The sequence below is a fragment of the Sphingomonas sp. P4_G3 genome, from assembly GCF_056401105.1.
The window spans coordinates 496,506-521,185 of record NZ_JBFUJZ010000004.1; the positions used below are offsets into that span (position 1 = coordinate 496,506).

Annotated in this window: 22 protein-coding genes; all 22 read right to left on the reverse strand. The window is 66.1% G+C overall.

Annotation, left to right across the window (positions count from 1 at the left end; genetic code table 11):
* Position 1: 1 nt before the first annotated feature.
* Complete coding sequence (locus AC1DQQ_RS14180; protein WP_478041064.1) at positions 2-454, reverse strand: acetyl-CoA carboxylase biotin carboxyl carrier protein; 453 nt, start codon at positions 452-454, stop codon at positions 2-4.
* Positions 451-1,491 (reverse strand): PEP/pyruvate-binding domain-containing protein, encoded by a 1,041-nt coding sequence (locus AC1DQQ_RS14185; protein ID WP_478041065.1) that lies wholly within the window; start codon positions 1,489-1,491, stop codon positions 451-453. Before AC1DQQ_RS14185 ends, AC1DQQ_RS14180 begins: the two co-directional genes overlap by 4 nt.
* Positions 1,484-3,325 (reverse strand): PEP-utilizing enzyme, encoded by a 1,842-nt coding sequence (locus AC1DQQ_RS14190; protein ID WP_478041066.1) that lies wholly within the window; start codon positions 3,323-3,325, stop codon positions 1,484-1,486. Before AC1DQQ_RS14190 ends, AC1DQQ_RS14185 begins: the two co-directional genes overlap by 8 nt.
* A gap of 114 nt (positions 3,326-3,439) precedes the next feature.
* The gene (locus tag AC1DQQ_RS14195; RefSeq protein ID WP_478041067.1) at positions 3,440-4,399 is read right to left on the reverse strand and encodes an AraC-like ligand-binding domain-containing protein; all 960 of its coding nucleotides are present in this window, start codon (positions 4,397-4,399) and stop codon (positions 3,440-3,442) included.
* A gap of 50 nt (positions 4,400-4,449) precedes the next feature.
* Entirely contained in the window at positions 4,450-5,451 is a 1,002-nt protein-coding gene (locus AC1DQQ_RS14200; protein WP_478045525.1) for an alcohol dehydrogenase catalytic domain-containing protein, read from the reverse strand.
* A 3-nt stretch (positions 5,452-5,454) separates the two neighbouring features.
* Entirely contained in the window at positions 5,455-6,576 is a 1,122-nt protein-coding gene (locus tag AC1DQQ_RS14205) for an NAD(P)-dependent alcohol dehydrogenase (protein WP_478045526.1), read from the reverse strand.
* Positions 6,577-6,602: 26 nt separating this feature from the next.
* Positions 6,603-7,451 (reverse strand): SDR family NAD(P)-dependent oxidoreductase, encoded by an 849-nt coding sequence (locus AC1DQQ_RS14210; RefSeq protein WP_478045527.1) that lies wholly within the window; start codon positions 7,449-7,451, stop codon positions 6,603-6,605.
* A gap of 7 nt (positions 7,452-7,458) precedes the next feature.
* Entirely contained in the window at positions 7,459-7,992 is a 534-nt protein-coding gene (locus AC1DQQ_RS14215) for a 2,4'-dihydroxyacetophenone dioxygenase family protein (protein ID WP_478045528.1), read from the reverse strand.
* Positions 7,993-8,004: 12 nt separating this feature from the next.
* Positions 8,005-8,541 carry a 2,4'-dihydroxyacetophenone dioxygenase family protein gene (locus AC1DQQ_RS14220; RefSeq protein WP_478045529.1) on the reverse strand — a complete coding sequence of 179 codons (537 nt, stop codon included), beginning with the start codon at positions 8,539-8,541 and terminating at the stop codon, positions 8,005-8,007.
* Positions 8,542-8,554: 13 nt separating this feature from the next.
* Positions 8,555-9,088: a 2,4'-dihydroxyacetophenone dioxygenase family protein gene (locus AC1DQQ_RS14225; protein ID WP_478045530.1), complete on the reverse strand. Its 534-nt coding sequence runs from the start codon at positions 9,086-9,088 to the stop codon at positions 8,555-8,557.
* Between the two features lie 18 nt (positions 9,089-9,106).
* Positions 9,107-9,892 carry an SDR family oxidoreductase gene (locus AC1DQQ_RS14230; protein WP_478045531.1) on the reverse strand — a complete coding sequence of 262 codons (786 nt, stop codon included), beginning with the start codon at positions 9,890-9,892 and terminating at the stop codon, positions 9,107-9,109.
* Positions 9,889-11,499 carry a flavin-containing monooxygenase gene (locus AC1DQQ_RS14235; RefSeq protein WP_478045532.1) on the reverse strand — a complete coding sequence of 537 codons (1,611 nt, stop codon included), beginning with the start codon at positions 11,497-11,499 and terminating at the stop codon, positions 9,889-9,891. The genes AC1DQQ_RS14230 and AC1DQQ_RS14235 overlap by 4 nt, the downstream gene beginning before the upstream one ends.
* Positions 11,496-12,398 (reverse strand): alpha/beta hydrolase, encoded by a 903-nt coding sequence (locus AC1DQQ_RS14240; protein ID WP_478045533.1) that lies wholly within the window; start codon positions 12,396-12,398, stop codon positions 11,496-11,498. The genes AC1DQQ_RS14235 and AC1DQQ_RS14240 overlap by 4 nt, the downstream gene beginning before the upstream one ends.
* Positions 12,399-12,459: 61 nt before the next feature.
* On the reverse strand, positions 12,460-15,048 hold the full coding sequence (locus AC1DQQ_RS14245) for a TonB-dependent receptor (RefSeq protein WP_478045534.1): 2,589 nt from the start codon (positions 15,046-15,048) through the stop codon (positions 12,460-12,462).
* 119 nt (positions 15,049-15,167) lie between these two features.
* The gene (locus AC1DQQ_RS14250; RefSeq protein ID WP_478030450.1) at positions 15,168-16,103 is read right to left on the reverse strand and encodes a helix-turn-helix domain-containing protein; all 936 of its coding nucleotides are present in this window, start codon (positions 16,101-16,103) and stop codon (positions 15,168-15,170) included.
* A complete protein-coding gene (locus AC1DQQ_RS14255) occupies positions 16,100-17,353 on the reverse strand; it encodes an MFS transporter (protein ID WP_478030451.1) in 1,254 nt (417 codons plus the stop codon). The genes AC1DQQ_RS14250 and AC1DQQ_RS14255 overlap by 4 nt, the downstream gene beginning before the upstream one ends.
* A gap of 113 nt (positions 17,354-17,466) precedes the next feature.
* The gene (locus AC1DQQ_RS14260; RefSeq protein WP_478030452.1) at positions 17,467-18,024 is read right to left on the reverse strand and encodes a VOC family protein; all 558 of its coding nucleotides are present in this window, start codon (positions 18,022-18,024) and stop codon (positions 17,467-17,469) included.
* 196 nt (positions 18,025-18,220) lie between these two features.
* Positions 18,221-19,108: an MBL fold metallo-hydrolase gene (locus AC1DQQ_RS14265; RefSeq protein WP_478045535.1), complete on the reverse strand. Its 888-nt coding sequence runs from the start codon at positions 19,106-19,108 to the stop codon at positions 18,221-18,223.
* A 49-nt stretch (positions 19,109-19,157) separates the two neighbouring features.
* Positions 19,158-20,174, reverse strand: a complete 1,017-nt coding sequence (locus AC1DQQ_RS14270; protein ID WP_478045536.1) for a zinc-dependent alcohol dehydrogenase family protein — start codon at positions 20,172-20,174, stop codon at positions 19,158-19,160.
* A 246-nt stretch (positions 20,175-20,420) separates the two neighbouring features.
* Positions 20,421-23,015, reverse strand: a complete 2,595-nt coding sequence (gene hpnN, locus AC1DQQ_RS14275) for a hopanoid transporter HpnN (protein ID WP_478045543.1) — start codon at positions 23,013-23,015, stop codon at positions 20,421-20,423.
* Complete coding sequence (locus AC1DQQ_RS14280) at positions 23,015-23,455, reverse strand: DUF2141 domain-containing protein (RefSeq protein ID WP_478041082.1); 441 nt, start codon at positions 23,453-23,455, stop codon at positions 23,015-23,017. The genes hpnN and AC1DQQ_RS14280 overlap by 1 nt, the downstream gene beginning before the upstream one ends.
* A gap of 8 nt (positions 23,456-23,463) precedes the next feature.
* A partial coding sequence (gene dxs / locus AC1DQQ_RS14285; protein WP_478045537.1) for a 1-deoxy-D-xylulose-5-phosphate synthase occupies positions 23,464-24,680 on the reverse strand: 1,217 nt, incomplete at its 5' end.

Genomic DNA, 24,680 nt, shown 5'->3' on the forward strand with positions numbered 1-24,680 from the left:
CTCAGCAGTCCGGCCGGACAAGCAGCAGCGTCTCGCCATGCTCGACCAGTTCGCCGTTGCGCGCCAGTATCCCGACCACCTCACCGCTGACGCCGGCGCGCGCGGTGTTCATCAGCTTCATCACCTCGATAATGCCGATGATCGTATCGGGCTCGACCCGCGCGCCGATCTCGACGAACGGCGGCTCGCCGGGGCGCGGCGCGCGGTAGTAGATGCCGAGAAGGGGCGACTTCACCTCGACCAGTCCGACCTCACGCGTGGCGACCTCGGGAGGTGGCGGTGGCGCGGCCGGTGCCCCCGGGGCGAGCGGCGGCGGTGCAGGCCGAGCGACAGGCGCGGCCCCGTCGCGCACCAGATCGAGCTTGAGCCCGTCCATCTCCAGGCTCAGCCGGTCGAAGCGCGAGGCGTCGAGCAGCGCGATGATCCGGTCGACATCGGCGGCGGTCAGCGTCATCGCCGCCCCCCGAACACGCCCATGATGTGCCCGAGCGGATTCGCCAGCGGTTCGGCGACAGGCGCCGCCGCCCTGGTCGACCAGATCGTTTCCGGCCGGCTCTGGAGCAGCAGCACTGCACCGTCGCGGTCCACCGCCCATTCGATGTCCTGCGCGGCGCCGTAATGCCGCTCGACGCGCCGCCCGATATCGCGCAGCGCCTGCAGCGTGGCGTCATCCAGGCACGGCGCATGCCGGCGATCATCGGGCACCGGGCGCTCCTCGAGGCCACCGCTTACGAGCGGGCAATGTTCGACATGCTTGTCCGACACTTCGCGGACCGAGATTTCGCCGGTAATCTTGCCGAGCACCCAATGGTCGGGCGTCACTTCGCCCGACACCACTGCCGAACCGAGCCCCCAGGCCCCTTCGATCGTGACGACCGACTTGTCGCCGGTGGTCGGGCTGCGGGTGAACATCACGCCCGCGGCGCGCGCGTCGACCATCTGCTGGATCACGACCGCCATCGCCACCCCGGCTTCGGGAAAGGATTGGCGGCGGCGATAGGTGATGCTCTCGACCGAATAGAGGCTGCCCCAGCATTCGCGCACGCGTGCGACCAGGTCGGCGGCGTCGATCACCCACAGGAAGGTGTCCTGCAGACCGGCGAAGCTCGCATCGGCCGCATCCTCGGTCGTCGCCGAGGATCGCACCGCGACCGGCGTCTCGCGCTCGCCGGACAAGGTGCGATGCGCGGCAAGTAGCGCCTCCTCGACCTCGGCTGGCATCGCTTCTTCCTCGACGCGTCGGCGCAGGTCGCGCGATAATGCGGTGACCGCGGCCAGGTCGTCCGGATCGCACGTCTCGATCCTGGCGCGGACCGGCGCGCGCGCTTCCAGCGCGGCGAGGAACAGATCGAACGCACGCGTCGTCACGACAAAGCCGGGCGGCACCGCGATCCCGGCGCGGGTCAGCTCGCCGAGGCTGGCGCCCTTGCCCCCCGCGATCGGGCGATCGCCGATGCCGAGATCGGCAAACCAAGCGATCGCGTCAGCCATGGTCGGTCACCCCTTCCTCATCGAGGATCGTGACGATTCCCCTGCCACCGTCGACGCGGATGCGCTGCCCGGTGCGGATGCGTTGCGTCGCCGATCCCGTCCCCACCACCGCCGGCAGGCCATATTCGCGCGCGACGATCGCCATGTGGCTCATCGACCCGCCGATGTCGGAGACGGCGGCGGCGATTTTCTGGAAGATCGGTGCCCAGCTCGGGTTGGTCACCTGACAGACGAGGATCTCGCCCTGGCGCAGCGTCCCGATCTCCGCCGCCGAAGTGACGACCCGGGCCGGCCCCTCGACTACGCCCGAAGACGCCGCGAAGCCTTTCAATTCCCGGCCGTCGTCATCGCCGTTCTCGGCCAGCCAGCGATCGAGATTCTCGCGCGTGATGCCCCACAGCATCACGATCGCGGGATCGTCGATCACGTCGGGCACGGCACCCAGCGCCGGTGGCACTCGGTGCTCCGACCATGAAGCGATCGCCGCCTTGCGCTCGGCGACGATCGCCGGCCAGCGCTGGGGGCCCAGTGGCCGCGATCCGCTCGACCAGGCGAGCGACAGATCGACGATCGCGCTTTCCAGCTCGTAATGCGTCAGGTGGAAGACGTCGGCTTCCTCAGCGAAGAAGCCGTGACCCGCGAGCAGCGCCCCGAACTCCCTGATCTTGTTGAAGAACAGGTTGGTGTACCAATGTTCGCAATAGAATTTATGCCCCTCGACATAGGGGAAGACGCGATGCGCCAATGTGATGAGCTGGTCATAGGTCGCGCGATCCGCGTCGCTGTCGAGCAGATCGCGATAGTCCGCGACCAGCTGGTCGCGCTCGCGGATCAGTTGCGCGACCGGGCGGTCGATCGGCTCGCCTGCCTGGAGCTTGGCGATATAGCCGGGCAATGCCGAAAAGGGCATCGACAGATCGTCGTTCCACGACCGGTGATAATGATAGAAACCGTCACCGACATTGACGTTGAACCACGGATCGCGGCTCGTCTCCAGCTCGTCGCGCCAGGCGGCACCGCTGTTGCCGAGCGCATCGAGGCGCGCGAACACCTGGTCGACGGTCATCCCCTCTTCGAACACGTCGTCGATGCCGAGCTCGACCGCGCGCCGCGCGAGCCGCCGCACTTCCTCGTCGGGGCGGAAGATCTCCGCCTCCATCCCCGCGACCATGCGGCTGATCGTCTGGTCCGAAATCTCCGGGAACGCGCGCTTGCAGAAGTCGAAAAAGGTCAGATAGGCGCCATAGCCGAGCAGCAGGAACTCGAAATGGTATTGCCACATGCGGTAATAGCCATCGAGCTGCCGGCGATAGGTGTCGAGCAACGCGTGGTTCGACGCGATGCCCTTGCCGCTATGCGTCGTCTCGATCGGCTCGATGTCGGGAAGCTCGACCCTGGGCAGGTCGTTCGCCTCGTCGATCAGCGCCTTCATCTTGACCTTCCACTGGTCGTAGAGGCGCTCCCAATTCTCATAATAATAGAACGCGCGCTGCTGAAAGAGCTCCAGCCGCTCGGCGATTTCGGCGGGATCGGTCACCGCGACGCCGCCGATATAGACGCGGCCGTTGACGATGCGGTGATCGATCCCCTTGGTCGTGGGCAGGATGTGGACGCGAGTGTTGAACGCGCCGAGCGCGCAATAAGCGGCTTCCGCCGTCACCATGTCGAAATGGTGCATCGGCTCGGGGAAATGCATCGAATTGTAGAACCAGAAGCGCTCGTCGTCCTCTGGCACGAACTGGGTGTAATAAGGATAGGCCGCCTGCGCGGCTTCGGTCCCCGGCACCACCGCGACCGAGCTCGGCAGCGGGAAGCTCTTGATCTTGTCTGCCATCGATCCTCTCGCCCCGCATGTCGCCTTGTGGCGCCTTGGGACCCGGACTCTAAAGCGAGGACGGCGGGAGCGCGTAGGATTCGCGCGCAACGATCATGGGACAAATGCGCACGATCAATGTTCCGTTCGCCAATCGCGCGGCGAGGTGCCGAACCGCTTGCGGAACTGGCGCGCGAAATAGCCGGGATCGAGGAAACCGCACCGGAACGCGATCTCGGCGATCGAGACATGCTGACCGTGCGGATCCACGAGCAAGTCGCGCGCGCGATCGAGCCGCGCGCCCGACACTTCGCGGACGAAGCTGGTGCCGCGCCTGGCGAGCAATGCCTGGAGATAGCGCGTCGAAATGCCCAGGCTCGCCGCGACCGTATCGGGCGTGAGATCGGGATCGGCGAAATCGCGCCGGATTCGGCACAGGATGCGGTCCGCCAGCGCGGCGCGATGCCCGGCGGGAACAGCGTCCTCGGCATCTCCCACCAGCGTCAACAACGCACCGATCCGCTCCGCGAGAAGCGGTCGCAATCCGGGGCTGTCGTCGAGGTGCCGCACCATGGTCTCGATCAGACTGCCGAGCGGTGCCCCCCAGCCGTTGCGCGCCGATAGCGGCCGCGCGAGCAAGGCGTCGGGGTCGGCGACCCAGCGCTCGACCCAGGCGCGCGGCATCATCAGGTCGAGCGCTTCGTGCGGCGCGTCCATGTCCATCTGATAGAAGCGGGTATTGTCGAGCAGCACGAATTCGCCGGGGCCGACGGTGAATTGCGCCCCGGCGATCCGCGTCTCCAGAGCGCCGCGCCGCGAATAGACGAGCTGGATCGACGGTACGGCGCTTCCGGCGCTGCCACCGCCGCGATGAACGACGCGCTGTGCCGGGGCGAGGAGCTGGAGCAGGCGCAGCTCGCCGAGCCCGTAGCTGCGCCACCCCGCGGCGAAGGCGTCGCGGTCGCGGACGCTGATGTCGATCGGCGCGATCGTGCTGGCGGCCCATTCCTGCCATTGGTCGATCGCATGGCGCGTGCCCAGCCCGCGCGACGACCAGCGCATGTCGGGCAGAATCGGCGGAGTCGCTGGCAGCATCATTCCTCCACGCCCGCGATCATGCTCCAAATCGCGCCGCGCCGCCATCGTCACGGCGCGATCAGAACCTTGCAGTCATGCGTGCGACGGCGAAGCGCCTCGAATCGTTCGGGCGTATCGTCGAGCGCGATCGTGCCGGTGACCAGATGGCGCGGTTCGGCGGCACCGGCGTCGAGTGCGTCGAGCGCGGCTTCATATTCCTGGCGCGTGAAGAAGGCCGACGTGACCAGCCGCACTTCCTTGGACAGCATCGCGAAGCTGTTGAACGTGTCGGGGCGCGTGCACAGCCCCAGCAGCAGGATCGTGCCGCGATTGCGCACCTGGTTCACCGCCTGCGCGATCAGACCCGGCACCCCGACGCATTCGAACACGATATCGGCCTTGCCGCCCAACGCGCGCTCCGCCGCCCCGATCGGATCGTCGGCATCGGCAACGAAGCCCGACGCGCCCATCGCGATGGCGCGGTCGCGCTGGTGGTCGGCAATATCCTGCACCACCACTTTCGCCGCGCCCGCGCGCCGCGCCCAGAAGGCGACCGCCAGTCCGATCGGTCCGGCACCGAGGATCAGCACCTGGTCGCCGGACCGCAGCCCGCTCATGTTGACGCCATGCAGCGCGACCGCCAGCGGCTCGATGATCGCACCGTCCGCCAGGCTCGCCGATTTGGGCAGGATCACGCATTGGTTGGGGCGGGTCACCGCATATTCGGCGTAGCCCCCGCCTTGCAGCCCGAAATGCTCGCACCAGGCCGGCTCGCCGGCGAGGCAGGTCGCGCACTGGCCGCAGCTCGCCAGCGGGATCACCGAGACGAGATCGCCTGTCGCGACCCCCTCCACGCCGCGGCCGAGCGCGACGACTTCGCCGGCGAATTCGTGGCCGAGCACGTCCCCCGCGACGCGCCCATAAGCGGCATCCTCGGTCATGTGCAGATCCGATCCGCAAATCCCACAGCGCCCGACGCGGACGACGACGTCGCCGGCCTGGGGCGTGGGGTCGGGCAGTGTCTCGACCTTGAGCGGCCGGTGGAGCCCCTGCATCACGACCGCGCGCATCGCCTAGGTCTCCGCCGCCATCCGCAGCACCGGCTTGACCACCCTGCCGCTCTCGCTCGCGGCGATCGCCTGGTCGATCTGGGCAAAGTCGAAATAGCCGATCAGCTTTTCGAACGGAAATTGTCCCGCAAGGTGCAGTTCGATCAGTTCCGCCACGAACGGGCCGACGTCGCTGTCGCCGCCCAGGATGCCCTTCACCGTGCGGCCGCCGCCCATGAACTGGCTTTCGTTGAACACGAGCATATCGGCCGGATCGGACGCGCCGACGATCCCGAGCACGCCCCTGGGCGCGAGCAGCGCGAACGCGTCCTCGATCACCGCCTTGATTCCGGTGGTGTCGAAGGCGTAGCCGACTCCCACCGGACACAAGGCGCGAATCTTCGTGGGGGCGTCGTCGCGCGCGTTGAAGGCGTGCGTCGCGCCGAGCTCGCGCGCGAGCGCCAGCCGTTCGTTATTGACGTCGACCGCGACGATCGGATCGGCGCCCGCCACCTTCGCCGCCATGATCGCCGCCATCCCGACCGTGCCGGTGCCGAACACCACGATCGGCAGGCCGCTGCGTACCTTCATGCTGCGCAGCACGGCCCCCGCCCCGGTCATCAGCCCGCAGCCGATCGGCGCGAGTTGTTCGAGCGGCAAATGCGCCGCGCTGTCGGGCACGCGCACCACGTTGCGCTGATGCGCGATGGCATGGGTGGCGAAGCTCGACTGGCCGAAGAAATTGGCGTTCATCGGCGCGCCGCCCACGAACATGGTCGGCGTTCCGTCGGCGCGCGTCCCGGTCCAATTGTTGGGGAAGAAATTGTAGCAATAGGTCGGCGCGTCGACCGCGCAGCTGGGGCAGTCGCCGCAACTGTTGAAGCTCATCACCACCCGGTCGCCCGGCCCGGCGACGGTGACCGCGTCGCCAACCGCCTCGACGATCCCCGCACCCTCATGCCCCAGCACGATCGGCAGCGGCACGGGCAATTGCCCGTCGCGCACCGCGAGGTCGGTGTGGCAAATACCACAGGCGACGATGCGGATGCGCAGTTCGTCGGCGCGCAGTTCGTCGAGCTCGACCTCCTCGATCGCAAAGGGCTCGTGCTTGCCGCGGCAGATCGCCGCTTTCGCCTGTGTCGTCATCGGTGTCGCATCCGCTAAGGATCCTGTCAGTCGAGCGGTTTGACGGGGCCGAGCTGCATCCCGCCATCGATCATCACATGGCTGCCGGTCATGTAGCTCGACGCGTCGGACGCCAGCAGCAATGCCAGCGGCTTGATCTGATAGGTCTCGGCGACGCGACCGACCGGGACCAGTTCATCCCACGCCTTGCGCGCCGCGGGGTTCTTCTTGAGCCAGCCGCCGCCGATATTGGTGACGAACGGTCCCGGCGCGATCGCGTTGACGCGGATGCCGTAAGCGGCGAGCTCATAGGCCGCGTGGCGCATGAAATGCTTCACCCCGGCCTTGGCGGGCATATAGGGCACGCCGACGATCGCCTCGTTGACCTCGGCCGCGTTCGACGAGGTGCAGATGATCGATCCGCCACGACGGCCGATAGTCGCCTCGTTCGCCTTCATCACCCGCGCCGCCTCGCGCACGGTGTGGAACACCCCGGTCAGATTGATCGCGATCGACCGGTACCAGCGTTCGGGATCGTAGACGTCGATCTGCCCTTCCGGATTGCGCTTGTTCTCCGGGCTCCAGAACCCGTTGCCGGCGTCCCAGCCGGCATTGGCGAAGGCGATATCACAGCCGCCATAAGTTGCGGCATGGCCGTCGAACGCCGCCGCGACCTGCGCGAGGTCGGCGACGTCGCAGGCGACCGCGCGCGCGTCGAATCCCTCGCCGCGCAGCCGCGCAGCCTCACGCTCCGCGCCCTCGGCATCGATATCGGCGAGTGTCACCCGCACGCCCGCCTCGGCCATCACCTCGGCATAAGCGAGACCGAGCCCCGATGCCGCCCCGGTGACGAGCGCCGAGCGCCCGGCGATATCGAACTGGTCGAGCGTGTTCATCGCCGGATCACAGATAGAGCTGGGGGTTGGGCGTCAGGCCATGCTCGCGGCAGTAACTCTCATAATGGTTCATGAACCACCAGACATCGAGCGTTTCGACGTGATTGCCGTCGGCATCATAGAACTCGTTGGCGCCCTGCATCCAGAACAGCGCCTTCATCCCATTGGGATCGTCGGTGACCAGCGTGTGCGCGGTGCCGGGCGTTTCGGTGATGAAATCGCCCGGGCGGCAGACCCAATCATATTCGAGATAGCGGAAGCTGCCCTCCAGCCCGATCGCCCAGACCGGCCCGCGATGCTTGTGGGTGCCGATCACTCCCGGCGATTTGATCCACAGGATGTTGCAATAGACGTTCTGCCGCACGTCGAACGCGAGGTGCCGGATCGCCGCATTGTCGCCGAACGGCACCCAGGGACTCTCAGCGTCGGACGACCCGACATAGGTGCCCTCTTGTCCCTTGCGCCGGATCAGGTCGAGATATGGCTCCGCGATGTCGACGATCTTGTACGCACTCGACGGCGGCGCGGTCATGGTGCCCATGATACGGCTTCCTCAGATATAGAGCTTGGGATTGATCGGGATGCCGTTGGCGCGGCAGTGGGTCTCATAGTGGTTGATGAACCACCAGACGTCGGTGGTTTCGACGAAGTTCGCCTGGTCGTCGTAGAATTCGATCGGCCCCTGCATCCAGCCGAACAATTTGACCCCGTTGGGATGGTCGGTGACCAGCGTGTGGCTTTCACCCGGCACTTCCAGGATCAGTCCGCCGGGTGAGGCCACCCAGTCATATTCGAGATATTTCACGCTGCCTTCGAGGCAGACCATCATGATCGTGCCGCGGTGCAGGTGCGTGCCGATCACGCCCGGCCCCTTGATCCACAGGATGTTCGAAAAGATGCCTTGCCGCACGTCGAAGGCGAGATGCTTGATCGCGGCATTGTCGCCGAACGGCACCCAGGGGCTGTCGTCGTCGCTCTGCGCGTCGATATAGCGCCCGCCAGGGCTCAACCGCGCGACGATCTCGCGGTGAGCGAAGGGGACATTGACGATTTCCGCCTTGGTTGACGGCGGCGCTTCCATCACGCTCATGGTGATACTCCTCTCAACGGATCAGTGTGTCGACATAATCGGCGCCGATGCCGACCGCGGCATAGTGCGCCCGCGCGGCCGCGATATAGTCGTAGACGTCGTAATGGCCGGTGGTGTTCCCGTCCTCGTCGAGCCACATCAGCGGACCTGACACGACGAAGAAGACCTTCATCGGATCGGGGTGATCGTAGCAGACCAGGGTATGGCTCTCGCCGGGCGTTTCGTAGACGAAATCCCCCGCGGTCGCGGTCCAGTCATGTTCGAGATAGGCCCATTTGCCGCTGATCGTGTAGGCCCAGATCGGGTGCGGATGGTAATGCCGGTTCACCAGCCCCGCCGATTTCGACATCAGCACGTCGGCCCACATGTTGCGCGACGGGCTGATCCATACCGGCTTCGACGACACCGTCTCGCTGATCGGCACCCAATAACGTTCGTCGCCCTCGGCGATCTTGGACGCATAGATTTCGGGTAGTCCGCCTTCGCGAAACACCTTGGCGACCGGCTTCAAGTCCTTCCAGAATTCGGCATGCGCCTGTTCGGGCATCTTTACGCTCCCACGTCGCTATCCGGCACTGATCACGCTCCAACCGCCATCGACCCGGAACGAGGCGCCGGTGACATAGGTCGCGTCGTCGCCGACCAGATAGGCGATCATCCCGGCGACATCGTCGGGCGCGCCGCGCACGCCGAACGGCACTGCCGAATTGATCCCCGCTTCCGCGTCCGCCTCGGAAATGCCGGTATTGGCCGCGTAGCTCTGGATGATGCTGTCGGTCATCCGCGTGCGGATCACGCCGGGATGGACCGAATTGCACCGCACGCGCCCCCCGTCCGCCGCGCCGATGATCGCCAGCGAGCGCGTCAGTTGCTCGACCCCTGCCTTGCTGACGCCGTAAGCGAGCGCCGACGGAGTCGCCATGAACGATACGATCGAGGCGATGTTGACGATCGCGCCCGTCGCTTCCGCGATCATGTGCGGCATCACAGCGGTGCAGCCGAGGAACGTGCCGTCGAGATTGATCGCCAGGACACGGCGGAACTCGGCATAGCTCGTCGCGAGTCCCGCCTGGGCGAGATCGCCCTCTATTCCCGCAGCATTGACCAATATGTCGATGCGACCGGTTGGCCGGAGCGCGACATCCACCACCCCGTGCCATCCCTCGGGATCGGAGACGTCCTGGAGCAGGAATGTCCCGCCAGTTTCGGCCGCCAGCGCCTTGCCGGATCCTTCCGCGACATCGGTCAGTATCACGGTCGCGCCGTCGCGCGCCAATCGCCGCGCGGTGGCGGCGCCGATCCCGCCGGCTGCCCCGGTGATCAGCGCGACTCTACCCGCCAGCGCGCTCATGCCGGGACCTTTTCGAGGGAGAATCCGGCATAGTCCGCTGCGGCTATTTCATCGCATTTCGCGCGATAGGCGCCGACGCCGCCGACATAGGGCATGAACACGCGCCGTCCGTCGCGGGTGCGGCCCTGATACCAGCTGTCGGCGCGCGGAAAGAGCGTCTGGTGCGCGACCGCATCGGCATGCTCCATCCAGTCGCGCTCGGCATCGGCATCGGCCTCGATCGTCGCGATACCCCGTTCGCGCAGATGGATCAGGCAATCGGCGATCCAGTCGACATGCTGCTCGATCGAAACCACGACGTTGCTCAGCACCGATGGGCTGCCCGGCCCGGTGATCGTGAACATGTTGGGAAAGCCGGCAACCGCGAGCCCCAGCAGCGCGCGCGGCCCGTCCGCCCATTCGTCGGCGAGCGCCCGGCCGCCGCGGCCGCGAATGTCGATCGCCCTGATCGCACCGATACAGGCGTCGAACCCCGTAGCGAAGACGATCGCGTCCGCCCGATACGTCCCGCGATCGGTGACGATGGCATGATCGGTGACCGCAACGACCGGTTCCTCGCGCACGTCGACCACGGCGACGTTGCGGCGATTGAGCGCTTCGTAATAGCCGATCTCGGAGCAGAGCCGGCGCGATCCGATCGGGTAGCCGGTCGGGGTGACTTTGCGCGCCGTCTCCGGGTCGCTCACCAGCTCGCTGATCTTGCCGCGCGCGAAAGCGGCGGCGTAGGCGTTCGATTCCTCGTCGAACAACAGATCTTCATAGGCGCGCAACAGCCCGGTCGTGCCGCCGGCCCAATAGTCCGCAAAGCGCCGCGCGCGCCCGGCATCGTCATCCGTCTTGGCCGATCCCGGTCCCGGCCCGTCGAACCAGCCGAGCGGCGATTGGCGCGCCGCGGCGCGCAATTGCGGCAGCTGCGGCTCGATCGCGGCGAGTTCGCCCTCGCTTAGCGGACGATTGCCCGCCGGCACCGCGAAATTGGGCGTGCGCTGAAACACGGTCACGGCATCCGCCCGCGTGGCAAGCTGAGGCAGCACCTGGATGCCCGACGACCCCGTGCCGAACAGCGCGATATGGCGGCCGGCCAACGGCACCGTCTCATCCCACCGCGCGGTATGAAGAATGTCGCCCGCGAAGCGGTCGAGTCCCGGCAGATCGGGCGTCTTGGGCGCCGATAGCGCGCCGGTTGCGAGGATCAGATGGTGAGCATCGAACCTCGCGCCGCTATCGATATCGACATGCCAGACGGCGGTCCGATCGTCCCAGGTCGCCCGTGTAACGCGCGCGTCGAACCGGATGTCGCGGCGGAGATCGAAACGATCCGCGACATGGTCGAGATAGCCTAGAATCTCGGGCTGTGCGGCATAACGCTCCGTCCAGCGCCAGTCGCGTTCCAGCTCCGGCGAGAAGGAGTAGCTATATTCGACGCTCGGAATGTCGCAGCGCGCGCCGGGATAGCGGTTCCAATACCAGGTGCCGCCCACGCCCGACCCCGCTTCGACGACGCGAACCGAAAAGCCGGCTTCGCGAAGGCGATGGAGCATGTAGAGCCCGGCAAATCCGGCCCCGACGACCAGGGCGTCGAGCGGCGTGGCGGCGTCGGAGCTCATGTCGCGCGCCTGGCGGCGACGTGCTCGCGCAGGAAAGCCCCCGCCGCAGCGACCGCCGCCGCACCTTCGGGCAGCATGAAGGCGAAGGCGTGCCAGACATGGATCAGCCCCGGCCAGAGGTCGAGCGTCAGCGCGACGTCGTCACGTCCCGCCGACGCGGCGAGGCGGACCGCGTCGTCGAGCAATATCTCCGCCGTTCCGACATGGACCAATAATGGCGGCAACCCGCTGAGATCGGCATGGATCGGAGAGGCGAGCGGATCGGCGGGGTCGGTCGATCCGAGATAATAGGCCGCCAACCTGCGCAAGCCGAGCTCGGTGAGCGCAGGATCGGCGGCGGCCTTGCCGGTCATGCTAGCGCCGCTGCAAGCGAGATCCGTCCAGGGCGAGATCAGGAATCCGGCCCCCGGCATCGGTGCGCCGGTATCGCGCAAGCGGAGCAACGTCGCGACGGTCAGCCCGCCACCCGCCGAATCCCCGGCAACGACAAGATTGCCCGGGTCAGGGCCCTGATCGAGCAACGCGCGAAATGCCGCCGCGGAATCGTCGATCGCGGCAGGGAACGGGTGTTCGGGGGCGAGCCGATAATCGATCGCATAGGCAGTCATGCCCGACGCGTCGGCGAGCGCCGCGACCAGACCGCGATATCCCCAGGCGTTGCCGACGACATAGCCGCCGCCGTGCAGGTACAGCAATGTCGGCGCGGACGGATCGGCGGGACCGTAGCGCAAGGCCGGGATACCGCCGAGCGTGTCGTGCTCGAACGCCGCGTCGGGTGGCGCGGGCATCGCCCCGACCATCGCATCGAATGCGGCGCGCGCCTGTTCGGGCGGTGCCGATAGATCGGGACCGCCCTGACGCATCGTCTCGATGATCTGGGCAAGGGCGTCGCTGGGCAATGTCGTTCTCTGTTTTCTGGACTGGAAAAGCGGGGCGGCGCGGACGCCGCCCCGAGGCGCGTCAGAAATTGAAGCCGACCCGCACGTACCATTCGGCCGGACGACTATAGGTGCCGTAGATTTGGCCGCCGGCGATCTGCGCCTGGCCGGTCACCAGGTAGCGGTCGTTGGTCAGGTTGGTGCCGCCGACCGTCAGGTTCCAGTTCTTGCTCGGCGCATTGTAGGTCAGGCTGGCGTTGACGATGTCGGTCACCGGCCGCATCAGCAGGAAGGTGCCCTCGGTGTCGTTGCGCATGCCGGTCGTATGCGTCCAGTCGCCGAGCAGCACGACCGACCCGTTACCCACCGGCAGTTCGAGCCGCGGCGACAGATTGATCTTCCAATGCGGCGCCTTGGGCAACGCCGAGCCCACGCCGACGCCTTCCTGGAACGGGTTCGGCGCGACCTGCGCCGGGGCCAGCACCGTGGTGTAATAGGCATCGAGATAGCCGATCGAGCCATTAATCGTGAACCCCTTGACCGGGGCCACGACCGCTTCGAGTTCGACGCCCTTGATGCGGGCGTCACCAGCATTCTGGATGGTCGGGGAGACGCCCTGCTGGAAGTTGAGCTGGATACCCTTGTACTTGGTCGTGAAGGCCGCGAGGTTCAGCTGCAGCTTGCGGTCGAGCAGGGTCGACTTGATGCCGATCTCATAAGTTTCCGCTTTCTCCTCGCCGAAGGTCGGCGCGACCGGCAGCGGGTTCGACAGGCGCGTCGTCCAGCCGCCGGTCTTGTAGCCCTGCGAGAAAGAGCCATAGGCCATGACGTCGTCGGTCGGATAGAATTGCGCCCCGGCCTTGAACGAGAAGTTGTTGAACTTCTGCGTGTTTGGCGAGCCCGGATAGTAACGGAACGGCTGGTCGGGGAACGGGAAACCCAACGCCGCGGCGCAGGCGGCGCTCGGCGGGGTGCAGTTGAACAGCTTGTAATTGAAGCCGTTCACGTCGGACTGCATGCCGTCATAGGTTTTGTCCTCCGACGTGTAGCGACCGCCGAAGGTCACGCCGAACAGCTTGGTGATACGCCAGTCGATCTGGCCGAACCCGGCATAAGCAGTGGTATCGACCTTGCCCGGCCCGTCGACCTGGAGCAGTCCGGCCGAGAAGGTCACATAGTCGTTGAGCGTGCCTTTCTCCTTGAAAGCATAGCCACCGAGGACGAACTTCAATTTGTCGTCGAGCAGGCTGCCGGAGAATTGGAGCTCCTGGCTGAGCTGGTACTGGTTGACCTTGAAGCTGGTCTGCAGGATCGGCAGCGGCGAATTATCGAGGTCGACGCCGGCCGCGAAATTGATCTTGCGATAGGATGAGATCGACTTGATCAGCATCTTGTCCGCCACGTCGAATTCGAGCGCGAGCGCGGCGCCACCCTGCTTCAAACGCGAGAAATTGTTGCCGTTGGCATAAGTCGTGTCGATATCGGTATTCACCCAGCGGCTGTCGTACGGCAGCAGGTCGTTATTGGGATTGGCATCGACGTTGACGCTGCCCAGACCGGGCAGCGTATTGTACCCGTTCACGCTCGAGCGCGGTCCGCACAGATTCTGCGCGTTGCGCGCCGCGATCTGCGCCGGCGTCGCGCCAATACAGAAATTGTACAGGCCGGCGAACAGGAAGCCCGAACTGCCGGTCACCACGTCGAGCGCGGTGCCGGGGATGTTGTTTGCCGCCACGCCGCCGAACGGACCGGGGATCGGCGTGACCGCGAGCACGGTGTTGGCGGTCGATTCCTGGTCGATATTAGTATAGTCGCCGGTCAGCGTCGCGCGGATGCCGCTCCCATTGTCCCAGTGCAACTTGCCGCGGAGGTTCCAGCTATTATCCCCGCCCTGGCGATTGCGCGTCTCATAGTCCGCCGCGACAAAACGGGTGAAGGAATCGGTCGCACTCGGCGTGCCGGGATAGGGAATGCGCCGCTGATATCCCTCGCGACTGAGGATGCCGAACGCGAGCGAGGAGCTCAACCCCTTTGCCAGCGGGATTTCCACGACACCGCGCGCCTGTAGCCGGTTGTAGCTGCCACCAGTGATGTCGCCCTTGGCCTTGAACGTATCGCCCGGCGTGGTGGTGACGATCGAGATCGCGCCGCCGATCGTGTTGCGGCCGAACAAGGTACCCTGCGGCCCCTTCAGCACTTCGATCCGCTCGACGTCGAGCAGGTCCTGGTTGGCGCCGATCGAACGGCCGAGATAGACGCCGTCGAGATAGACGCCGACCGCCGGATCAATGTTGAACGCGAAGTCGCTCGCGCCGATGCCGCGGATCGTCGCGCCGAGCACCGCCGACGAGCCGGAGAACGGCGTCGACGCATCGAGCGTGACGTTGGGCGTGATCGCGGACAGCGCGGAGACGTTGCCGATCGCGCGTTCCTGCAGCGCCTCGCTGGTGAAGGCGCTGATCGCGATCGGCACGTCCTGGATGTTTTCCGACCGGCGTTGCGCGGTGACGACGATGTCGGGGATGCCGCCGGAATTGTCCGGCGCGGTCTGGCCCGAGCCGGCCGCCGCGGCCGGTGCGGGTGGCGGCGCATCCTGCGCCTGCGCCGCGACCGGCATCAGCATGGCGACGGCCAGAGCGCTTAACGAAACGGTGATACGCGGCTTGCCCATATCGAATCCTCCCCTTTGGCCTCGCGTTCGTCGCGATGGTCCAGGTGTGGGCGAGTCTAGGGGAAGCGACCCGATCCCGTCTTGCACTGACGCGCAACGGGGCCGGACTGACGCGAAATTCAGCGGCCCGTGCGATAGGCGCTGGGCGTTCTCCCGAAACGCTGGCGAAAACAGCGCGCGAAATAGGCACTGTCGTTGAACCCCAGGTCGAAGGCGATCTCGGTCACGCTGGTCGCCGGGTTGCTGACCAGCATTTCCGCGGCGCGCTCCAGACGCTGTTCGATGACATGGCCGACTGGCGTCGTCCCCATCGTGGCGAAGACGTTCTGGACCGTGCGCGCGCTGATCCCCAATTCGCCGGCGATGCTCGCGGTGCGGAGATCGGGGTCGCCGAGCCGGGCATTGACCAAGGCGAGGACGCGTTCGCGCGTCCGGCTCGCCCCCGGCGCCGGCGGCGCCGTCGGCGCGACGTTGACGGCAAGCGCGACAAGATCCGCGAAGACCGACGCAACGCCGGCCTGCCAATCGGGATCGGCATGGCTCTGGTCGCCCTGATGCCACAATGACAGCAGGAAATCGTGGAAGACCCGGCCGCCAGCGCAAGCGCCCGAAATGGCGGTACCGAGCCGGTCGTCGAGCCGGCGGATCTTGTGCTCGATCAGCCGCCGCGGAAATTGCACCACCATCAGCTCATGCGTGTGCGGGAGATCGATCTTATAGGGCCGATCGGTCGACATCAGGATGAAATCGCCGGGCGCCAGCGACGCTTCGCGGCGATCCTGGCGGTGGTTGCTGATGCCGCGTCGCTGCAGGTGAAGAACGATCTGCTCCTCGTCGACCGCGCGATCCGCCGCGCGCCCGACCTGCGCGGGATCCGACCGCGGGCGGATCATGTCGAGATCGCCGACTTTCCATCGCCACATCTCGGCGACGAAGTCCATCTTGGCGGTGTTGACCCAGGTCCCCGTATAGACCCGATCGACGACGTCGTTCCAGAACGGGAGGCGCTCGGCCGGCGCCAGGCTGAGCGTCTCGTATTTCTGAACCGCGTTCATATCGCTGCCTCCCGCAACTCCGAGCCGCGCCGTCCGGCGACGATCCGCGGCGCCGTCTCGCGCAGCCCCATCGCGATGATGCCGGCCACGATCGTCAGCCCGAGCATGATCCAGAGCGGCGCGGCCAGGCTGGTCGCGTCGGCCGAGCGCCCCGCAATCCAGGGCGCCAGCACACCGCCCAGCACCTCGCCCGATCCCATGCTCAGCCCGAGCGCCGTCGCAACGCGGCGCGGGTCCACGCTTTCCGACGGCACCGTCGCCATGAACAAGGGGAAGATGCCGTTGAGGCCCCAGCCGAAGAAGAAGAATATTGCCAGGAGCCAGGGCGATCCGGCAAAGAACATCGCGCCCAGGGGCAGGATAACCCCGATCAACGGCATCGCGATCATCACCGGACGGCGCCCGATACGGTCCGACAGGCCCGAGATCGCAAAGCTGCCGATCGTCGCCGAGATGCCGAGCGTCCCCATCAGCCACTGCATCGTCTCGGGCGGATAGCCGCGCACCTCGGTCAGGTAGAGCGGCATGAAGACCCAGCAGATGACCAGATACGACACCAGAATGACCGACAGCAGGCAGCACAACAATACGTTGCGCTCGCGCAGCACCGCCCAGAGCGATTCCCTATCGACGGCGTCATCCACGATATGCGCGGGGGCCTCCGGCTCGCGGATCAGCAACCAGATCATCAGCGCGCTGACCAGGCCCGGGATACCCGCGAGATAGAAAGCCTGCCGCCAGCCGAAGGCGGCCGCGAACGATACCAGCAACACCGGTGCGACGAACGAGCCGAGCAGATTCGACCCGAAATTCTGCGCGATGCCCTGTGCGAGGCCGCGCCGCGCCGGAGACACCTCGCTCGCCACCATGGCATGGCTGATCGGCATCACCCCGCCTTCCGCCGCGCCCATCAACAGCCGCGCGCCGAGCAGCAGCGCAAAGCCCTGCGCAAGCCCGGTCAGGAACGAGCAGACCGAAAAGATCAGCGTCGAGAGCACCAGCAGCAGCTTGCGGTTGCCGGTCCGGTCGGACAGCCGGCCGATCCCGAACGCGGCAAGCGCCCAGGTCAACGACAAGGCGCTTTGGAAGATTCCCACCTGCTCGTTGGAGAGCCCGAGATCGGGTTTGACGAACGGCATGAGGAAGTTGAGCGAATTGCGATCGAAGAAGACGATGCCGAAATTCAGGCTGAGCAGCCCGACCAGCAGCACCTGGTACGACCCGGATCGGTTGCTGGCCTTGCTAGCCATCAAGCCTTCCTCTCCATCCCTGTAGTGCCGCCGTCTTCCGGACGAACCGGAGCGGCCGCTCTTTTTGTACGCAGAGCATACAATATCCCTCTTCTTCCCACAAGCCTGTCGGATCAGGCGAATGGCCGGATCGGATCCTTGCCGTCCCAGCCGATCGAGGCGCGCCAGAACGCCGTGAACGCGGTGTCCATTCCCGGCGTCGCGGGGATCAATTCGACGAAATGCGGATGCGTATCGCCGCCGTCGAGATAGGCGACATGGCTGCCGGTCGGCACGCTCGCGGTGAAGGCGAGCGAATAACCACGCGCCAGGTAGGCGGGGATTTCGGCATCGACGTCGTCGCAGGCAATCCCGACATGATGGAAGCCATGGCCGCGCCGCTCGACCATCTCGCGATAGACCGAAGGGTGATCGTCCTTGGGCTGGATCAACTCGATCTGCATGTGGCCGGCAAAGGCCATCGCGATCCGCACATCGGCCCGCGACGGCGCGCCGCGATAGACATGGTCGGCGCCCGTGAAGCTTTCGAGGAGAAACCACGGCCCGGTCCGCGTGTCGCGCACCCACCAGTCGATCGCCGCCTCCATGTCGGGGACGACATAGGCCATCTGGGTGATGCTCCCGACGCGCTGGCCGAAGCCGAGCAAGCGCCCTTCCGCATCACCCGGCACGGATCGGCACCCGCGCTATCGGTCGATGGAAGCGGTGCGAAGGCGGATTGGCCATGTCGATCAGCTCTCCGTCGCCTCGCATTCATGGCGATGGCGTTGAAGGGCGATCCTAACGGGCTGCCCAATCCGGTCTTGGACTGGCGCGCAGCGGAATTGGACTGCTGCGAAGAAGTTGGACGGGGCCGGACGGAATCCCCTATTCCGTCCAGGGCGCCACCTCTCCCTTCGCGACCTTTGCCGAATTGGTCAGGATGAAATTGTCGAGCACGTCGATCGCGTCGGGAAAGGCCTTGCGCACGCGCGCTTCAAGTTCCTTTGAATCCTTCGACGCGGCCGCCAATTTGGGCCAGGCGGTGAGATAGGCGCGGGTGAAGACCAGACCGCTGGCATCGTTGGGCAATCCGGGCTTCGAATGGCCGGGGACGACGGTCAGCGGATCCAGCTTGGCCAGCCGGCCCAACGATGCCGACCAGGCCGCCACGTTCGCCGCGCGATGTTCGGCGAGCCATGGGAAGACCTGGTTGAAAATCAGGTCGCCTGCCACCAGGGCCCTGATCGACGGCACCCATAAGGCGGTCGCGTGAACGTGATCGCCCTCCATCGGGCCGAGAACCTTGATCTCACGCCCTTCGAGCATGATCGTATCGCCATCGAGCGCTGACGGCGCCGACGGGTGGACGGGCCCGTTGCGGCCCAGCACCGGGCCCCAGCGCTTTACCTTGTAGGGAAGCGAACGCCAGATATCCGCCACGACGACCGGATTGGCCACAATCTTGGCTTCGGGGAAAATGTCCTGGATCACTTCCGTCGAAAAGAAATGGTCCGGATGGTCGTGGGTCACGAAGACATAGGTCAGGCGCTTGCCGCTTTCGAGCACCATCGCGGCGAGCCGATAGGCATCCGCCCGCGTAAACGGAGGGTCGACCAGCACGGCATCCTTGTCGCCGATGATCAGGGTGGAATTGGCGTACAGCGACCCTTCGCTCGACCGCAGCACTTCCACTCGCAGCGGCTTTTCCTGAGCCGTCGCCGAACAGGCAGCGAGTATGAAAAACGCGGCAAAGGCATTCAGGATAAAGCGCATCTGCATCCTCCGTTCTTGATACGGCGCCCGCCGCCGCGTTCGACGCGGCTCAGTCGACGCGGATCACCACCTTCCCGAACAAGTCCGGTGAGGACTGATATTCATATGCCTGCCGCGCCTCGTCGAAGGCGAAGACGCGGTCAATGGCAGGCTCGATGCCGGTCGCGTCGATTGCGCGGTTGAGGGCAGTCGCCATCGCCGCCGACCCGACGAAGATCCCGCGCAGGCTCGCCCCCTTCAGCATCAACGCGTGCGGCGCGGTCTCGCCCTGGCGCGTCAGCACGCCGATCAGCGCGACCTCACCGTTGTAGCCCACCGCGGCCATCGATTGCTGCAGCGTTCCGGCGCCGCCGACCTCGACGACATGATCGACTCCGCTACCCGCCAGCCCTGCCGCCACCGCGCCCCAGTCGGGCGTGGTCCGGTAATTGATCGTCTCGTCGGCGCCGAGCGCGCGGATGCGCGCCAGCTTCTCGTCCGACGACGAGGTGGCGATGACCCGGGCACCCGCCGCCTTGGCGAGGGCGAGGGCGAGCAGCGAGACGCCGCCAGTGCCGAGCACGAGCACGCTGCGGCCTGGTCCAACCGCATGCGGCCCCTCCATCAGCGCGTTCCACGCGGTGACGCCCGCACAAGGCAAGGTCGCCGCTTGTTCGAACGACAGGCTTTCGGCGAGCCGCACCACGCCGCGTTCGGGCAAGGTGACATATTCGCTGAGCATGCCCTTGGCGGGCGGTGCGCCGAGCGCGACGCCGGGGGCAGGGTTGGGCGGCCCGGCCAGCCAGTTCTGAAAGAATGTGCTCGCGACACGATCGCCGGGCTGGTAGCCGGTGACGCCCTCACCCACCGCTTCCACCGTGCCGACACCGTCCGACAGCGGGGTCAGATCCTGCGCGATCGTCCCGCCGAAATACTGGCCTTTCACGATCATCTGATCGCGATAGTTGAGCGAGCAGGCGCGGACGCGGATCAGCACTTCGCCCGGCCCCGGCTCGGGCTTGGCCGCCTCGATCATCGTCAGGTCGTCAAGCGAGCTCGCGCCGGCGGCCAATCGCCATGACTTCATAGCGCCTCTCCTGGTTTGTACGCCTGACAAACTGTCGCCGGATTGTATGATAGGCAAGCAATTAACATCGCATCCCTGGCACGCCGACGCTAGCGCCTTGATATGAGATACAAATCGAAAGCGGCCCATTCCGTTGGGAGCCGATGCCTAGCCAGCAACAAGCCGATTTCCTTCGAGTTCTCCCGTGGCGAATTTCGAATTTCTTCCACGAACGGGAGCCACTGCGGAAAAATCGCCCAGCTACACCTACGTCCGCTCGCGCCTCGGCGGTCCTAGCAGCGCGGGCTCGAAGATCAGGGCGCAGATCAGCGTCCAGATCAACGAGATCATCAGAATCTCGCCCATACTAGCCGTGCCGGGATGATGCGACAGCCAGAGGCTGCCGAACGCGGTGCCGGTGGCGAGCGCGCTGAACATGACCGCGCGGGCCAGGCTCGACTGGAGCAGCCCCGTTGCCCCCGCCCGCCACGCCATCACGAAATAGATGTGGAAAGCGACGCCCACGCCGAACAATAACGGGAAAGCGATGATGTTCGCGAAGTTGATCGGCTGGCCGATCAGCACGCAACTACCCAAGGTCAGGAAGATCGACAGCACGACCGGCGCTAGCGTGAACGCCACCTCGCGCACGTTGCGGAGCACCACGAACAGCAATGCGCTCACCAGCAGGAAGGCAAGAATACCAGCCTGGACGAAGGCGCCGGCCACGGTGTTGGCCGCGGCCTGGGTCGCGACCGGCAAGCCGGATATCGCTGGCGTCACACCGGCAACGGCGGCCCGGAAGCGGCGGATCACGCCATTGTCGTTGCTATTGCCGCTGGGAAAGACCTGGAGCCGCACGCGGCCGTCGGGCGCGACCCAGTCGCGCACCAGCTCGGCAGGCAGATCAGCACGGGTGACCGGCGTCGCCTGCAAGGCAAGCCGAACCTGGCTGAGCATCACGTCGAGCGGCCGGGACACCGCCGCATTCATCTCGGCGCGTTTTTCGGGCGTGCTTCTGACCAATCGGTCAAACAAAGTTGCGAGGCGCCGGACATCGCGCGCGCCGGCTTGCTGTCCATTCCCGGCGACCACGCGCAGCTTGGCGGCGCTCTGCGAGAGCGATGCGACCAGATCGGCATCGCTCGGCGATGGTGCGATATCGAGCGGATTGATCGTCACGTCGAGCAACAATGCCGCATCCTGGATGATCGGCAGCTTAGCTTGCTGGCCTTCCGGCACGAAGCTGTCGAGCGAGATCACTCGCGCAACCTCGGGCAATTGCCCAAGCTTGCCGGCGATCGATCGAGCTTCGGCCGGATTGGCGGCGAGGACGTCGATCGTGTTGGGCGTACGGTCGGGATCGCGCGTCAAATCGGCCAAGGCCCGCATTGCCGGTGCGTCGGGATTGCGCAGGTGTAGCGGGTTGAAGTCGAAGCTCACCCAGGGAAGGATGGCGATGCTGGCGACGAGCGCGATCGCGAATCCCCACAGCACCATGGCGCGCTTGCGTTCCAGCCACCGGTCGACCGGCGCGAGCATGGCGAATCCGACGTCGCCGCGCGGTTGTCCGGGACGGAACAGCATTACCAACGCCGGCAGCAAGGTGACGCTCAGCGCCAGCGCGACGATCATGCCCAGCCCGGCGATCACGCCCAGTTCGGCGATACCGATATAAGCGGTCGGCAGGAACGCGCCGAAGCCTAGGAAGATCGCGCCCGCCGCCAGCGTGAGCGGAGCGCCGAGCGCGATCGCGGCCTGGCGAAGCGCCGCATCGGACGGGGCGCCGACCGCACGCTCGGCATTGTAGCGGACGCAGATCTGGATACCGAAATCCACTCCCAGCCCGACGAACAGCGGAATGAACGCGATCGAGATCAGATTGAAGCGGCCGACCGCGACCAGCCCCGCCGCCATGGTGACGAGCAGGCCGAGCACGATCGTCGCCAGGATCGCGGCGACCAGGCGCGCGGACCGTGTCGCGAACCACAAGGTGAGCAGCATCGCCGCGAGCATCACCAGTCCGACCAGGCCGATATTCTCCTGGAGCGTACCGAATTCCTCGTCGGCCAGCGGCACCTCGCCGGTCAGCTGCACCTTTACGCCATGCGCGGCATCGAGCCCGAGCGCGGCGGCGGCCGTCCGGACCGCATCGCTCGCCGCCTCGCCCGACATCAGCGCGCTATGATCCAATACCGGCTGGGCGAGGATCAGCCGTCGCGTCGGCGGCGCCAATGCCCCCTTGCCGCTCGCGAACAGCTTCTGCCAGGAAAACGGCTTCGGCTTGCCGGCCAGCACGCCGTCGGCGGCATCCCCGAGCGCACGGACGGGCTTGTCGATCCGGTCGAACGTGACCTGGCCCGCTTCGACTCCGTCGGCGATAGTCGACAAGGCGCCGGCTACGCCGCGCAGGCTGGGGTCAGCGGCAAGCGGCCCGAGCATCGGCTGCGCTTCGACCAGCGCGGCACTGGTATCGCGCACATCCTGTTCTGAGCCGAACAACAGGCCTTCGCGCCCCAGGAAATCGCCGCCGTCGGGCCGAGTGACCAGCCGGAAATGCGCCTTGTCGGATGCCAATCGAGCCGCGAGCCGAGCCGCGCCGTCCTCGGCCAGTTCCGGGGTGGCGCCGTCGACCATCACCAGCATCACGTCGCGCAGTTGCGGGAACGCCTGCTCCATCGCCCGTTCCCGCTGCCGCCATTCGACATTGGGAGAGATCAGTTCGGCGGTGTCGGTGGTCATCGCGAAACGATCGAGGGTGACCAACAACGCCAGCGCGGCGAGGACGAGCACCAGGATGACCGTCAGCCACGGACGGCGCACGCTGGCCGCGACGATGGGCGTGACCGGGGACCGCACGATCAGCGCGCCGACGGACCTTTGGCGCCCATGAAATAACGCAGGTTCAATCGGATAGTCCGGGCATTGCCGTCGAATGCGAACACCGCTTCGGCGAATTTGGGCGGGCCGAGGCGGATCTTGGCATCGTTCGAGAAGCCGACACCCTCCTTCGGGATGCCGAACAATGCCCGATCGACCTCGCCATTGCCGTTCTCGTCGAGAAAGGCCTGCACCGCGTAGCGCCCCGCGGGCAGGTTGGCGACCGTCACGCGAGTGTCGCCCAGCCTGGCCCGCGCATTCCCCGTCCAGGGACAATTATCCTTGAGGAATTGCGCCTCGGGACAGACGTCGACATGGACATTGCCCTTGGCGATGCGGACATTGCCAATTTCGATCGTCAGAACGCCATGCGGGGGTGCCACTGCCGCCGGCAAGAACAACAATGCGGGGAAAACCAACACCAATCGCCTCATATGCGCTGGCACTCCGCGATCGCGCTCGCCTCGTTATAGCGCAGCGCCTTGAGCACGTTGTCGACGATGGCATCGGCATCGAGCCCGGCCTGGGCATATTGCAGCTCGGGCTTGTCCTGGTCCTGGAAGAGGTCGGGCAGACGCATGGTGCGCAGCTTGAGGCCACCATCGATCAGCCCGGTGTCGCTCGCCATCGTCAGCACGTGGGCGCCAAGTCCGCCGATCGACCCTTCCTCGATCGTCACCGCCACTTCATGGGTAGTGAGGAGACGACGGATCAGTTCCTCGTCGAGCGGCTTGGCGAAGCGCAGGTCGGCGACCGTGGTCGACAGTCCCTTGGCATCGAGCGCATCGGCTGCCTTCAAGGCTTCCTGCAATCGCGTACCCAGCGACAATATCGCCACCTTCTTGCCTTCGCGCACGATCCGGCCCTTGCCGATCTCGAGCCGCTCGGGCGTCTCGGGGAGCGCGACCCCGACCCCGTTCCCGCGCGGATAGCGCACCGCGATCGGTCCGGCGTCGTGGAGCGCGGCGGTATGCGTCATGTGCACCAGCTCGGCCTCGTCGGCCGCCGCCATCACGACGAAATTGGGTAAGGTCGCCAGATAAGTGACGTCGAAGCTGCCGGCGTGGGTCGCGCCATCGGCCCCGACCAGGCCAGCGCGGTCGATCGCGAAGCGCACCGGCAGGTTCTGGATCGCGACGTCATGGACGACCTGGTCATAGGCGCGCTGCAGGAACGTCGAATAGATCGCGCAGAACGGCCGCATGCCTTGCGCGGCGAGACCTGCGGCAAAGGTCACCGCATGCTGTTCGGCGATGCCGACATCGAAGGTGCGGTCAGGGAACGCCTTGGCGAACCGGTCGATGCCGGTGCCAGACGGCATGGCGGCGGTGATCGCGACGATGGTCGGATCGCGCGTCGCATCCTTGATCAGCTGATCGGCGAAGACGTTTTGGTACGCTGGCGGCCCGGGCGGCGCCTTGGCCTGGGCGCCAGTGATGACGTCGAACTTCTGCACGCCATGATATTTGTCCGCCGCTGCCTCGGCCGGGCCATAGCCCTTGCCCTTCTTGGTCACGACATGGACCAGGATCGGGCCGTGCTCGCTGTCGCGGACATTCTCCAGCACCGGGATCAGATGGTCGAGATTATGCCCGTCGATCGGCCCGACATAATAAAAGCCGAGTTCCTCGAACAACGTACCCCCGG

Bases quoted from the DNA above. Each gene is read 5' to 3' on its own strand.
- AC1DQQ_RS14180 (WP_478041064.1), bottom strand. From the start codon at position 454: ATGACGCTGACCGCCGCCGATGTCGACCGGATCATCGCGCTGCTCGAC.
- AC1DQQ_RS14185 (WP_478041065.1), bottom strand. From the start codon at position 1,491: ATGGCTGACGCGATCGCTTGGTTTGCCGATCTCGGCATCGGCGATCGC.
- AC1DQQ_RS14190 (WP_478041066.1), bottom strand. From the start codon at position 3,325: ATGGCAGACAAGATCAAGAGCTTCCCGCTGCCGAGCTCGGTCGCGGTG.
- AC1DQQ_RS14195 (WP_478041067.1), bottom strand. From the start codon at position 4,399: ATGCTGCCAGCGACTCCGCCGATTCTGCCCGACATGCGCTGGTCGTCG.
- AC1DQQ_RS14200 (WP_478045525.1), bottom strand. From the start codon at position 5,451: ATGCGCGCGGTCGTGATGCAGGGGCTCCACCGGCCGCTCAAGGTCGAG.
- AC1DQQ_RS14205 (WP_478045526.1), bottom strand. From the start codon at position 6,576: ATGACGACACAGGCGAAAGCGGCGATCTGCCGCGGCAAGCACGAGCCC.
- AC1DQQ_RS14210 (WP_478045527.1), bottom strand. From the start codon at position 7,451: ATGAACACGCTCGACCAGTTCGATATCGCCGGGCGCTCGGCGCTCGTC.
- AC1DQQ_RS14215 (WP_478045528.1), bottom strand. From the start codon at position 7,992: ATGGGCACCATGACCGCGCCGCCGTCGAGTGCGTACAAGATCGTCGAC.
- AC1DQQ_RS14220 (WP_478045529.1), bottom strand. From the start codon at position 8,541: ATGAGCGTGATGGAAGCGCCGCCGTCAACCAAGGCGGAAATCGTCAAT.
- AC1DQQ_RS14225 (WP_478045530.1), bottom strand. From the start codon at position 9,088: ATGCCCGAACAGGCGCATGCCGAATTCTGGAAGGACTTGAAGCCGGTC.
- AC1DQQ_RS14230 (WP_478045531.1), bottom strand. From the start codon at position 9,892: ATGAGCGCGCTGGCGGGTAGAGTCGCGCTGATCACCGGGGCAGCCGGC.
- AC1DQQ_RS14235 (WP_478045532.1), bottom strand. From the start codon at position 11,499: ATGAGCTCCGACGCCGCCACGCCGCTCGACGCCCTGGTCGTCGGGGCC.
- AC1DQQ_RS14245 (WP_478045534.1), bottom strand. From the start codon at position 15,048: ATGGGCAAGCCGCGTATCACCGTTTCGTTAAGCGCTCTGGCCGTCGCC.
- AC1DQQ_RS14250 (WP_478030450.1), bottom strand. From the start codon at position 16,103: ATGAACGCGGTTCAGAAATACGAGACGCTCAGCCTGGCGCCGGCCGAG.
- AC1DQQ_RS14255 (WP_478030451.1), bottom strand. From the start codon at position 17,353: ATGGCTAGCAAGGCCAGCAACCGATCCGGGTCGTACCAGGTGCTGCTG.
- AC1DQQ_RS14265 (WP_478045535.1), bottom strand. From the start codon at position 19,108: ATGCGCTTTATCCTGAATGCCTTTGCCGCGTTTTTCATACTCGCTGCC.
- AC1DQQ_RS14270 (WP_478045536.1), bottom strand. From the start codon at position 20,174: ATGAAGTCATGGCGATTGGCCGCCGGCGCGAGCTCGCTTGACGACCTG.